This window comes from Bifidobacterium apousia (assembly GCF_007559275.1).
GTDB classification, from domain to species: domain Bacteria; phylum Actinomycetota; class Actinomycetes; order Actinomycetales; family Bifidobacteriaceae; genus Bombiscardovia; species Bombiscardovia apousia.
In genome coordinates, this window is the sequence record NZ_VMHK01000002.1 from 511,162 (window position 1) to 524,593 (window position 13,432).

8 protein-coding genes are annotated in these 13,432 nt (G+C 59.0%); all 8 read left to right on the forward strand.

Going from position 1 to position 13,432, the window contains the following annotated elements:
- Window positions 1–200: 200 nt before the first annotated feature.
- A complete protein-coding gene (locus FPK30_RS04715; protein ID WP_144085501.1) occupies window positions 201–2,663 on the forward strand; it encodes a glycoside hydrolase family 2 TIM barrel-domain containing protein in 2,463 nt (820 codons plus the stop codon).
- Window positions 2,664–2,797: 134 nt separating this feature from the next.
- The gene (xylA, locus tag FPK30_RS04720) at window positions 2,798–4,141 is read left to right on the forward strand and encodes a xylose isomerase (protein WP_144085502.1); all 1,344 of its coding nucleotides are present in this window, start codon (window positions 2,798–2,800) and stop codon (window positions 4,139–4,141) included.
- 200 nt (window positions 4,142–4,341) lie between these two features.
- The gene (locus FPK30_RS04725) at window positions 4,342–7,491 is read left to right on the forward strand and encodes an alpha-mannosidase (RefSeq protein WP_144085503.1); all 3,150 of its coding nucleotides are present in this window, start codon (window positions 4,342–4,344) and stop codon (window positions 7,489–7,491) included.
- A gap of 101 nt (window positions 7,492–7,592) precedes the next feature.
- A complete protein-coding gene (locus FPK30_RS04730; protein ID WP_101432144.1) occupies window positions 7,593–8,894 on the forward strand; it encodes an ABC transporter substrate-binding protein in 1,302 nt (433 codons plus the stop codon).
- A 2-nt stretch (window positions 8,895–8,896) separates the two neighbouring features.
- Window positions 8,897–9,844 (forward strand): carbohydrate ABC transporter permease, encoded by a 948-nt coding sequence (locus FPK30_RS04735; RefSeq protein WP_144085504.1) that lies wholly within the window; start codon window positions 8,897–8,899, stop codon window positions 9,842–9,844.
- Window positions 9,841–10,680: a carbohydrate ABC transporter permease gene (locus FPK30_RS04740; RefSeq protein ID WP_101432146.1), complete on the forward strand. Its 840-nt coding sequence runs from the start codon at window positions 9,841–9,843 to the stop codon at window positions 10,678–10,680. Before FPK30_RS04735 ends, FPK30_RS04740 begins: the two co-directional genes overlap by 4 nt.
- A gap of 7 nt (window positions 10,681–10,687) precedes the next feature.
- Entirely contained in the window at window positions 10,688–11,980 is a 1,293-nt protein-coding gene (locus FPK30_RS04745) for a glycoside hydrolase 5 family protein (protein ID WP_144085505.1), read from the forward strand.
- 323 nt (window positions 11,981–12,303) lie between these two features.
- Window positions 12,304–13,380, forward strand: coding sequence for a LacI family DNA-binding transcriptional regulator (locus FPK30_RS04750; RefSeq protein WP_144085572.1), 1,077 nt, complete (start codon window positions 12,304–12,306; stop codon window positions 13,378–13,380).
- The last annotated feature ends 52 nt before the right edge of the window (window positions 13,381–13,432 follow it).

Consider the following 13,432-nt stretch of genomic DNA (forward strand, 5'->3'; position numbering starts at 1 on the left):
CTCCAACGGTTGCAAAACTGTTCAAGGTGCCGAGGAAGGGATTGCCATCGGCCGCAGTCGAGCTTGGCTGCTCAAGGGGCAGGGTTTCGGCTGGCAGCCAAGGTCGAACTATCCAGGCGGGGGTAGTCTGGTCTTCTATCCATCGATGTTGATTGGGACGGCTATGCACTGGTGATCATAAACGATGGCGGAGGAGTGGTATGCAGGCAACGGATTGGAACCAAGGTTGGCGCTATCGACATTTGCAGGAGTCAAAGGAACCCTGGAAGCCCGTTGAGCTGCCTCACGATGCCATGTTGGCAGAACCCAGAAGGGCCGATGCTCCGAGCGAGGCTAACAGTGGATGGTTCGTCGGGCGCGATTACGAATACTGCAAGAAGGTATGTGTTGACGGTCTTGGGCAGCACGATTCGATGATTCTGGAATTCGAGGGCGTGTACCAACACAGCGAGGTCTGGCTGGATGACCAACGCCTGAGCTTTCACCCTTATGGATACACGGGGTTCTTTGTCGACCTGAGTGGGAAAATCCGACCGGGGGAACCGGGCGTGATACGTGTTGTCGCCCGCAACGCCCAGCAGCCCAATTCGCGTTGGTATTCCGGAGCAGGCATCTACCGGCCCGTCACGCTCTGGAGTGCTGGCCCCCAGTATCTGTACCCGGACGGCGTCAGGGTCTCCACGCTCGGAGTCAATCCCTGTGCCATCCGGGTCTCATTGCGGGCATCATCAGGCGGGACTGCGCGGGTTCGCATTATGCGCCACGACAAGGATGAATCGGGGTCCTTGGCTGAGGTTGCAGTCCCTGTGGATTCCGATGGCAGAGCCCAGGTCGATATCGACCTTCCTGGCGCCCAGCCATGGAGTCCGGAAAGCCCGACGCTGTATGAATGCCAGGCGCTCTTCGTCTCCTCCTCGGGCTGCCATGACCAGGCTCAGGCGATATTCGGCATACGAACGGTTGCCTGGGGGGATCAGGGGCTGCTCATCAACGGTGTCCGCAGGATTCTCAAGGGTGCCTGCGTTCACCATGACAACGGGATTCTTGGCGCTTGCGCCTGGCCCGAGGCCGAGGAGCGGAAGGTGAGGTTGCTGAAACGCAATGGCTACAACGCCATTCGCAGCGCCCACAACCCCTGTTCGAAAAGTCTTCTGGAGGCTTGCGACCGTCTGGGTATGCTGGTCCTGGATGAATATGCCGACCAATGGTACATCCACAAGACCATCCACGACTATGCACAATACCTCCCGAAATGGTGGCGCAGTGATCTGGCTGATATGGTTGCCAAGGATTTCAACCATCCATCAGTCATCATGTACTCCATCGGCAACGAGGTCAGCGAAACCGCCCAGTCCAAGGGGGTGGAACTGACCAGGCGCATGGTCGACTTCCTCCACGGTCAGGATGCGAGTCGTCCGGTTACCTGCGGGGTCAACATCTTCTTCAACTTCCTGAGTTCGATCGGGCTCGGGGTGTATTCGAGCAGGAAAGCGGCCAAGCAGGCGGCGCACGATGGGCGAAAGAGAAGCTTGTCGCTTTCAATGAAGCGCCATGGATCTGTAGGGAGCCGATTCTTCAATGAAATGGCCGGAATCATGGGAGCGGACTTCATGAAGAAGGGTGCCACCCTGCCCTCCTGCGACCGCCTGACCCGTGATGCCTTCGCACTTATGGACGTGGCCGGATACAACTATGGAATCAAACGATACCTTCAAGACCTCCGCAGATACCCCCATCGGCTCATCCTGGGGACGGAGACCTTCTGCAGCGATGCCGACGAGTTCATGCGTCTGGCCTCCCGTTGCCCGCGCCTGATCGGAGACTTCGTCTGGGCAGGTATGGATTATCTGGGCGAAGTCGGCGTGGGCGCTTGGGAGTATCGACAGGAAGTTCCACGGTTCAGCGGGCTGGGCTGGCTGACTGCTGGTTCCGGCCGTCTTGATCTGACAGGCAGGCCGCTGGGCGAGGCCTTGTACACACGGGTGGCGTTAGGGGGCGAGGCCGGGCCCTATCTGGCTGTGCGGCCCGTCAATCACTCGGGGGAGAGGCATTCTCCCAGCGCCTGGAAGATGACAGATGCCCTTGACTCATGGTCTTGGGACGGCTGCGAGGGCAGGACCGCCCAGGTGGAGGTCTACGCCCGGGCTCATGAGGTCCTGCTGATGCTGAATGGCCGTTGCCTTGGCCGTTCGCGTTGGCGGGGTAGCACTCGTTTCCGTTTCTCCTGTCCTTATGAACACGGCCTGCTGGAGGCCTTGGCCTACGACAGCTCGGGCAGGTTGATTGGACGGAGTCGGTTGCGGTCAGCCGCTCCCCAGACCATGGTCAAGCTGGAGGCCGATCGGAGCACCGTTCGCCCGGGAGGGTTATGCTTTGTGAGGGCAAGGTATACCGACCAGCAGGGCATTGACAAACCCATGACATCAGGAGATTTGACTGCTCAGGTAGAGGGTGGCCGACTGCTGGCCTTTGGGTGTGCCGCCCCATACAATCCCGAAGGGTTTTTGACCGGGCATACGCGCACCTATTACGGCCAAGCCTTGGCAGTGGTGCAGGCGGATCGGTCAGCAGGTTCAGACGGCTCGGACGTACCCAAGCAGCTTGAACTCAAGGTTTCCGACGGTCATCGCAAGGCTGCTTTGCGCCTTCCAATCCATAGGTGACGTGATCGTCATCTATATAATTCAACGAATTGACAAAATCGATCCGTCCCTCTACGCTTAGTGCTCAGGAGGCAGGAACTGGTTTCCTCCCCTGTGAACGCTGTAAAGGCAAATGCATTAAGCAAAGGAGCATTATGGGTCTGTGGGACGTTGACAAGATCGAATACGTGGGTCGCCAAGGCGTCAAGGAGGGCCTGGGCTTCCGTTACTACGACAAGAACAAGGTGGTGGCCGGCAAGCCCATGAAGGACTGGCTGCGCTTCGCTGTGGCCTGGTGGCACACCTTTAACCAGGGCTTGGTGGATCCCTTTGGCGATCCCACTGCGCAGAGGCCCTACTACCGCTACACCGATCCCATGGATCAGGCGCTGGCCAAGGTGGACTACGCCTTCGAGCTCTTCACCAAGCTGGGGGTTGATTTCTTCTGCTTCCACGACCGTGACCTGGCTCCCGAGGGCGACACCCTGCGCGAGAGCGATGCCAATCTTGACAAGGTGGTTGACCGCATCGAGGCCGCCATGAAGGACACGGGCGTCAAGCTGCTCTGGAACACCTCGTCGCTCTTCACCAATCCTCGTTTCGAGGCCGGCGCCGGCACCTCGCCCTTCGCTGACATCTATGCTTACTCGGCCGGCCAGCTCAAGCACAGCCTGGAGATCGGCAAGCGGCTCGGCGCCGAGAACTACGTCTTCTGGGGCGGCCGCGAGGGCTACGAATCCCTCTGGAACACCCGGATGAAGGAGGAGCAGGACCATATGGCTGCCCTCTTCCACATGTGCGTGGACTACGCCAAGGAGATCGGCTTCGACGCGCAGTTCCTGATCGAGCCCAAGCCCAAGGAGCCCACACTCCACCAGTACGATTACGACGCGGCTACCACCATCAACTTCCTGCGCACCTACGACCTGCAGGATAACTTCAAGCTCAACATCGAGGGCAACCACGCCAACCTGGCTATGCACACCTATCAGCATGAGGTCCGCGTGGCCCGCGAGACTGGATTCCTGGGATCCTTGGACGCCAACCAGGGCGACAAGCTGATCGGCTGGGACATGGACGAGTTCCCCTCGGACCTCTACGATGCCACCGCTGTCATGTGGGAGGTGCTGGCCAACGGGAGCATCGGGCCCCGTGGAGGCCTGAACTTCGATGCCAAGCCGCGCCGCTCCTCCTTCCTGCCTGAGGACCTCTTCAGGACCCACATCGTGGGCATGGACACCTACGCCGCCGGTCTGCTGGTCGCGGCCAAGATGCACGAGGACGGCTACATCGAGCAGCTGCAGCAGGATCGCTATGCCTCCTTCGAATCCGGCATCGGCTCGACGGTCAAGGATGGCACGGCCACACTGGCCTCCTTGGAGGAGTACAGCCTTGACAAGCCGCAGGCAGAACTCATTGCCGCTGACAAGTCCGACCATCTTGAGGTCGTCAAGGCCACCATCAACAACTACATCGTCGAGGCTCTGGCCCAGGCCTGAGTTTTAGACGGCTGTCGTTTCCTAGCTCCGCGAGTGAAAGCCCGCGGGGCTTTTTTGTGTGTGCGGATCAATGCAGGCATGTTTGCCAGGCAGGACACGCCAATTGTATCCGACCCCTATTGCTTGGAACGGAGGGGAGTATAATCAAACTAAACCGCTTTAGTAGAGTTGCGAAGCGGGCCTACGAGGAGGTTGTGAGGATGCAGCTGAAGATAGAACGCGTGCTTGACAAGTGCGACCGTGTCATGCGTCAACGCGTGCTACCGAAGATTGAGCGGCCTATGGGCCAGGTCCAAGTCCGCTCTTTCGTCATTTCTGGAGAACCGATGCCATCATCGGAGTTCTTCGGGAAAGTACAGAGCAAGAACGTGGATTTCCAGCCTCTCTCCCTAGGGGATACTTGGGGCACAACCTGGGGGACCACCTGGATGGAGGTGACCGGCCGCGTTGATGCCGACTGGGCGACCAGGGCCCCGATCGAGCTGGTGGTCGACTTGGGCTGGCATCCCGATGCGCCCGGCGGTCATTTTGAAGCCCAGGCCTACAGGAGTGATGGATCGATCATCAAGGCGGTCAATCCCCGCAACCGTTGGATTCCGCTCGACGGCACCGACCTGGACGGGAATCCGACCCGTGACGAGGCTTCGGTCATCAACCCTGACGGAACCTTTACCATCTATCTGGAGGCGGCCTGTAATCCGCTCCTGCTCGGCACCCCCGCATTCGTGGAGACGCAGCTGGGGGAGGGAACGACCGGTCGTGCCGATGAGCCCAATGTCCTCAAGCAGATGGATGTCTGCCATTTTGACCATGAGGCATGGAACTACTACATGGATCTTGAGGTCACTGCCCAGCTGATCCGCGAGTGCGACCAGAGCCAGCCGCGGTACTGGCGTTTGGGCAAAGCCCTGCAGCGTTCGCTGAATATTTATGATGAGCGTGACCTGGCCACACTGGGGCCGGCTCGACAGGCCTTGGCAGGTGTGCTGGCAGTGCCGGCGACCCCCAGTGCCTTGGACCATGCGGCAGTGGGTCATTCCCATATTGACTCCGCCTGGCTCTGGCCCAAGCGGGAGACCAGACGCAAGGTGGCGCGGACTGTTTCGAACATGCTCGCGCTGATGGAGCGCGATCCTCAATTCATCTATGCCATGAGTTCGCCCCAGCAGTATGCATGGCTGGAGGAGGATCATCCCGATCTCTTCTCCCGCGTCAAGCAACGCATCCAAGAAGGCAGGTTCATCCCCGTCGGAGGGATGTGGGTGGAGTCTGACGGCATGCTGCCCTCAGGGGAGTCGCTGACCCGTCAGTTCACCTATGGCAAGCGGTACTATCGGGAGCATCTGGGGGTGGATACGACCGTGGTCTGGGAGCCGGACAGCTTCGGCTATACGGGCCAGTTCCCGCAGATTGCCCGCCGTGCAGGCATGACTTCCTTCCTTTCGCAGAAGATCTCCTGGAATGATACAACCAAATTCCCGCATCATACCTTTGATTGGCAGGGCATTGACGGAACGGCCATCTTCACGCATTTCCCTCCCATGGATACCTATGCCTCCAGCATGACGGCCCGCGAGCTCAACCACTCCCAAGAAAACTACCAAGACAAGGACATCTCGACCAGGGCCTTGGTGCTGTTCGGCTATGGCGATGGTGGCGGCGGCACCACCAGGGAAATGCTGGGACGCTATGAGCGCCTGCACGACGTGGAGGGATCGGCCAAGGTTCGGTATCAGGCTCCTGCAGACTTCTTCCGCCAGTCCGAGGAAGAGATCCGCGCGGAGGCCGGTTCCGAAATGCCCGTCTGGAAGGGTGAACTCTATCTGGAACTGCACCGTAAGACCCTGACCTCCCAGCAGGATATGAAGCGAGGCTGCCGTCAAGAGGAGGCCATGCTGCGCACGGTCGAATACCTGTGCGCCTACGCCGGCTTGCTTGATGACTCATACGCCTACCCGCGTCAGGAGCTGGACCAAATCTGGCGCACGCTGCTGCTCAACCAGTTCCATGACATTCTTCCAGGGTCCGCCATCTCCTGGGTACACAGACTGGCCAGGGAGGACTACCGCAGGGACATCGCCCGTCTTGAGCAGATCGGCGATAAGGCTGCCCGCGTCATAGCTTCCGCCCAGCGGCAGGCTCCCATGGTATCCGATGCTCGGCTGGTACCCATGGACGGCAGGGGCCAGACGGCTTGGGAGGCTGTCGGGCCAGTTCAGGCCCAGGAAGGCCCCGAGCGCATCCGGCCCGTTCAAGTCAGTCAAGAAGGCGGCGGATTCGTCGTGGACAACGGACTTATCCGTGCCGTCGTCGCTTCGGATGGCGAGGTTCATTCCATTCTTGACAGGACTTCTGGCAGGGATCTGGTCCCGCAAGGCTCCTCGGTGGGCGGATACGAGCTCTTCAAGGACGAACCCTACATGTGGGATGCCTGGGATCTGGAGCGTGATGCCCTGCTGACCGCTGCTCCGGTCGATGACCCAGTCACCATGGAGGCCTTGGATTCCGGTGTTCGGGTATCGCGTCGGCATGGTGAGACCACAATCGTCACCACGGTTGGGCTGACTCCCGGCGGCAGGCAGTTGGACTTCACTGCTGACGTGGATTGGCACCAGGATGAGCAGCTGCTCAAGGTGGACATACCCGTCGCCGTTCAGGCCAGGTACGCGCAATTCGAGTGCCAATACGGCTTTATCGATAGGCCCATTCAGAAGAACAACGCCGCTGAAGAGGCTCAGTTCGAGAGCTGCACGCACCGATTCGTCAGGATCAGCGACGACGACCTTGCTGTTGGCGTGGTCAACGCTTCGACATACGGCGGCGACACCACACCGATCCACTACGACGAGAAGGCTGGCAAAGAGGCAGGCACCTTGGTCAGGCTGACCCTCCTTTCCGCTCCGGTCTTTCCCGATCCGCATACCGACAGGGGCAAGCACAGCTTTGCCTGGTCCATCGTCCCTGGGGACACCCAGGCTGACATTCTGCAAGCAGCCTATGCCCTCAACGCGCCGGTCTTCCATCATGGACTGCCTGCCGTTGAGCCCTTGGCTGGTGTCGAGGATATTCAGGGCACCACCGTCATCGACTGGATCAAGACGGCTGATGACGACAGCGGCGATGTGATTGTCAGGGTCTACAATCCGGATTCTTCGCCTTCCAAGGCCAGGCTGCACACAGGGTCCGTCCTTCAGGGGGCGACTGTGAAAGAGACCAACTCCCTGGAGGACGGTCCTGTGCCCGAGGGTGTGCGGCCAGGCCTGTGCTCCGAGCAGGGGGCGCAAGCCGACGGGGCCCTGTTGGATCTGGTTCCCTTCCAATTCACCACCTTGAGACTCTCCAGGCGCTGAATCGCCTGACCATGGGTGTCTGTCCGGCCGGTTCGTTCGGCTATTTGGATCGGCCGGAAGCTCCACAAAGAAGTGAGTAGTAAAAAAGAAAGGAAGCTCCGATGAGAGCACTGAAGAAGGTAGCAGTACTGATCTGCGCCACGGCCATGGCGGGTTCCTTGGCGGCATGCGGTGGAAGCAACAGCAGTTCAGGCGGGTCGAAGGACGGTAAGCCGTCAGGCGAGATCTCCTTCCAGACCTGGAATCTGAAAAACGACAAGTACACGCCGTACTTCAAAAACCTGATTTCGGCCTACGAGAAGTCACATCCCGGCACCACCATCAAGTGGATCGATCAGCCCTCGGACAACTATGAACAGAAGCTGTCCGCCGACGCAGCAGCCAACTCCTTACCTGACATCATCGATGCCGGCCCCTCACTGATGTACGGCCTGGCCAAGGCCGGGGCCCTGATGAACATCAGCAAGGAGGCTCCCAAGGCCCAAAACAACTATTACAAGAATGCCTGGGATGCGGTGACTTTCAAGGGCAAGGACATCGAGGAGGGTGCCTACGGCTTCCCCTGGTACGTCAACGATGGACCGACCTATTACAACACCGAGCTCATGCAGAAGTGCGGGCTGGATCCAAATAAGCTGCCTGTGACCTGGGATGACTACTTCTCCCAGGCGGACACCATGGTCAAGAGCGGCTGCGGGGCCTACATGTCCACCATGCTGGGCGGTGCCGTCGATGACTATGCATCGGCCGGCATTCCCATCATGAACAAGGATCACACCAAGTACATCTTCAATTCACCCAAGGCTGTCAAGCACCTGCAGCGCTTCGTCGACCTGTTCAACAAGAAGGGAATCCCGCCGGAGGCCCTGAGCGCGCAGTGGTCTCAGCAGGGCGAGTTCTTCCAGAAGGGCTCCATCGTGGCCATGGGCGGCAGCGCCTACTCGGCGGCGGACTTCAAGCAGAACTCTCCTGACCTCTACAAGCATCTGGCTGTGGGCACCAAGATCAGCGATCAAGGCAAGTCCGCCAGCCTGGCCTATGAGATGCTGGCCGTCAACGCGCAGACCAAGAACAAGACGCTCGCCCTGGACTTCGTCCAATATGTGACCAATGCCAAGAACCAGCTGGCATTCGCCAAGAAGTCCAACACCTTCCCCTCCAGCAAGGGTGGTCTTGATGATCCCTACTACGCCAACATCGACACCAGTGATGTTCAAGGCAAGGCGCTGAAGGTCACGCTGAACTCCGTAAAGACCGGGTACTCAAGCCGTCCTGCTGAGTTCACCGATGCCAATGGCAAGGACTACCTGCAACAGCAGGCCGCTCTGGCCCTGCAAGGCAAGCAGACTGCTAAGGAGTCCTTGGACAAGGCCGTCAAGTACGCCAACGAGAAGCTGCAGTAACTATGAGCCGCGTTGACTCTTCCGCCATCCGGCCGAAGGCTTCCGCCCTCGGCCGGCACGGCGGGCCTCAAACCCATTGGACCACGACCCTGGCCCCCTACTTGTTCGTCTTCCCGGCCTTTGCCATTGTCTTCATCTTCGTCATCGTCGCGGCGCTGAATACCTGTCGGCTGGCCTTTACCGATTCCACGTTGCTGCGACCGGGCAAGTTCATCGGCATCCAGAACTTCGTAGCGATCGTGCATGACGACTATTTCTGGACCGCGCTGCTTAATTCCACCTTGTACGTGGTCTGCGTGGTCCCCTTTATGGTGATTCTTCCTCTGATCTTGGCCAACCTGGTCAAGGGGAACTCCAGGATCATGGGGTTCTTCAGAACCTCCTTCTACACTCCCGTGGTCATGTCGGCCGTGGTAGTGGGAATGATCTGGACCAACCTGCTGGATCCTAAGGGACTGGTCAACTCGGTCCTGGAGTCCCTGCACATCATCCACAGCCCGATCCCATTCCTCAGTGATCGCTGGCTGATACTGTTCACATCCATGTTCGTCACCATCTGGCTGGGCTTGGGATACTACATGGTCATCTATCTGACCGCCCTGGCCAACATTGACGCCTCCCTGTACGAGGCCGCCTCACTGGATGGGGCAGGCCCGGTAAGGCAATTCCTGTATGTCACCATTCCCGGCGTGAGATCCACCATCGTGCTGATCATGATGCTATCCACCATCGCAGCCTTCCGCGTGTTCAACGAGATCTACGTGCTCACCAACGGCACGGCTGGCCCCGGCGGCGAAGACATCACCATGTCCATGCTCATCCAGAAGGAGGGCACGGGTATCCAGGCCAGGACCGGCTACGCCAGTGCTCTGTCGCTGATTGTCCTGATTGTGGTCGGAGCCATGCTGATTCTGCAGCAGATCATCCAGAAGCGGGGGGAGGACTCATGAAAAATAGTCACTCCAAGGTCACTGTCGGCAAGGTCGTCCAGTACCTTGTGCTCATACTGGTCTTTATCCTGCTGGTGGGGCCCTTCGTCTGGGAGCTGTCGCTGTCCTTCAAGGGCAAGGGTGACAACGTCTATGCGGTTCCGCCCTATATCATTCCGAAGACGCCCACCTGGGATAATTACCTATCCGTCTTCAGACAGGTTCCGGTCTTCCGGTACATGCTGAACACGGTGATTGTCGCTATCCTTTCCATAGGCGGCAACGTCATCTTCTCGACCATGGCCGGATATGCGCTGGGCCGGCTCAAGTGGCGCGGGCGCAACCTGCTCTTCACGATTTTCATGGGTACCATGGTCATCCCCGTCGAGGGTGTGGTCATCTCCCAGTTCCTGATCGTCAGAAGTGTCGGCCTGCAGAACACCCTTTTGGCTGTCGCCCTGCCAGGCATGGTGGGTGCCGTCAACATTCTGCTCATGACCAATGCCTTCAAGGGCATCCCAGACGAGCTTGAAGAGGCTGCCGAGGTGGACGGCGCCAATCTTTGGCAGCGGTTCTACCGGATCTGCGTGCCCCAGGTCAAAGGCACCATGACCGTCGTTGGCATCTTCGCCTTTGTGGGCGCCTGGAATGATTTCCTCTGGCCCCTGATCGTCATCTCCGACGAGTCAAACTACACGCTCACACTGGGCATGAACCGACTCAAGGGCATGTTCATTTCGGATCCCAGATTGATAGCAGCGGGGGCCCTGGTTTCCCTGATACCGATCCTGGTCTTCTTCGCCTGCTTCCAACGCTACTTCTTCCGTGGTCTGGAACAGGGTGGCATCAAGGAATAGCAACATCATGAAATTTGGAGTTAATTACACCCCCTCTCACAACTGGTTCTATTTCTGGCTGCATCCGGATTGGGATGCTGTCGCCAAAGATCTTGACGACATTGCTTCCATTGGGCTGGATCATATCCGCATCTTCCCGCTGTGGACGCTGCTCCAGCCCAACAGAACATGGATCAACGGCGCCGCCCTGGACGACCTGAGGCATATGGCCGCCCTGGCGGATGAGCGAGGGTTGGATGTCTATTCGGATGTGATTCAAGGACACATGTCCAGTTTTGATTTCGTGCCGTCCTGGCTGGTCTCGTGGCATGAAACCAATATGTTCACGGATCCGGACGCAATTCAGGCGCAGGCCCGTCTGGTCGCTTCGGTTTATGAAGCCTTGGCGGACCTGCCGCATTTCCGCGGTCTGACCATAGGGAACGAATGCAACCAGTTCACCGACCGTGTCCATCCGCGTCGAATGCCCTCTACCTCCAAGCAGGCAGAAGACTGGCTGCTGCAGCTGCTGACCCCTTTGAGGGAGAGGGCGGCCCAGGAAGGCCGCGTGCTCCTGCATTCCGAAAACGATGCGGCTTGGTATCAAGACGGCCACGCTTTTCTTCCCCGGTATGCGTCCAACATCGGCGACATGACCTGCATTCATTCCTGGGTTTTCAACGGCGCCGCTCAGGAGCGCGGCCCCTTGGGCGAGGAGAGCACGCGGCATGCCGAATACCTGGTGGAGCTGTCGAAGGCCTTCGCCAGTCAGCCTCATCGGCAGGTCTGGCTGCAGGAGATCGGTGCCCCGCTCAATGTAATGGGCGCAGGGCAGGCTGCCGACTTTTGCAGATCTTCAGTGGAACATGCTCTCGATTGCAGCGACATGTTCGGCATCACCTGGTGGTGTTCACATGATGTCGACCAGCAATTCGGCGATTTTCCTCCCTTTGAGCATCAGTTGGGTCTGTTTGACCAAGAGAAGCACCTCAAGCCCATAGGCAAGGCCTTCGCCCAGGCGGTGAAGGATTGCTCCGGCAAGGAGGATTCTCGGCCCAGGTCCACGGCTCTTGTCGTGGATGTGGACCAGCACGATGATCCCTTGCTCAGATCTGCCTGCGCGCCCGGCGGGTCTATCTTCAACAAGTGGATGGAACTCAGTCGTCAAGGTGCAAGGCCAGCCTTAGTCACATCCCTGCACGCGGCGGATAGCGGCTGGTTGCAGGACAGGGGCATCAGCGAGTGCATCGCCGTCAAACCTGTTGGCGGAAGCTCCTATAACGCCGTATCCGACCCCTCCCTCCTGCGAAAAAAGGCCTGACTGCGGCATAACTAGCCGCCATATTAGGCTTTAGCTCCCATCAGGGGCTAGAGCGTGAGCGATAACAAGGTCTTTGACTTCAAACCCGGTTGACGGCAGCCGTATGTGTTGTCGACCACGGTTTGTGTGGATGAGGGTCTAAGTTAGGGTTAAAGGTCGATATTCTTATATGCCTAAAGCGTGTGGCAGGCAGTCTTGTTTGACGAGCAGGCCGAGCCGGATCATGGGCGTCGACGAGGATGGTTGATATGAGGTGGCGTATGGGCGGCGAGTCCACTGGCGGAGAAACAGAAGCCAGAACGGACTCGTCTGTTCATAAGGAGATGGACGATGCCAGGGTCAACCTCAAGGACATAGCCAACGAACTGGGGATATCCCAGACCGCAGTCTCCTTCGCCATCAATGACAAGCCCGGAGTCTCCATCCAGACCAAGCGCAGGGTTCGTGAAGCGGCGGCAAGAATGGGTTGGAAACCTGCATATGCCGCCCAGGCACTGGGCAGTTCCAAGACTATGACAGTGGGTTTCGCCCCGGCCAGGTCCATGGATGCCTTCCAGACCGAGGGATTCATGCTGCATTTCATGGCCGGCATCCACGCCTCCTTGAGCCGGTCGGGCTATGGCCTGCTCTTCCGCCCATGCGCCACTCTGGATGAGGAGCTGGACACCTATCGGGACTGGGCCCGGCGCAAGCGGGTCGATGGGGTGGTGCTGGTGGATCTTCTCTCCGATGATCCCAGGCCTCGGCTCCTGCACAATCTGGGTCTGCCCGCAGTCCTGGCCGGAGGACCTGACTCGGATAACTACCTGCCTTCGTTGTCCATCGACGATTCCCGAACCATGACGACGATCATGGACCATCTGAGTTCGCGCGGGCATGCCCGGATCGCCTACTTGTCGGGGGATAAGAACCTTGACTACAGCCGCGCCCGTGTCTCTTCCTTCAAGGAGTTCGTCAGTCGTAAGAACCTGGGGGAGCCGAAAGTGGAGTTCACGGACTTCACGCCGGACAAGGCCGCCGCCTTCACCCTTCGTCTGTCATCGGGGAAGAACCCGTATACGGCTTTTATCTACGAGAACGAGATCATGGCTGCAGCAAGTCTGCGAGCGATGCTGGAAAGCAGGACGGCATCCATGGCAGTGCAAGGGTCTGATGAGAAGACCGCTGCTCCTGCATTGGCCTGCAGGGGCCTGCCAGCCATGGTCAGCTTCGAGGACAGCTTCATCTGCCAGAGCACCTATCCCTCCATCACGTCGGTTCATCGTGATGCCGGGCTCTACGGCACCAAGGTGGCCAACCTGCTTCTGAAGATCTTCCGGGGGGAGCATGTGGGGGGCAACCGCCGCATCCTGACCCCCAAGCTGGTCATCCGTGAGAGCACGGCGCGTCCGGTGCGTTGACGCCTGTGACAACCGGCGGGAATTCTGTGCTATGGCCCCGGTATCATGGACG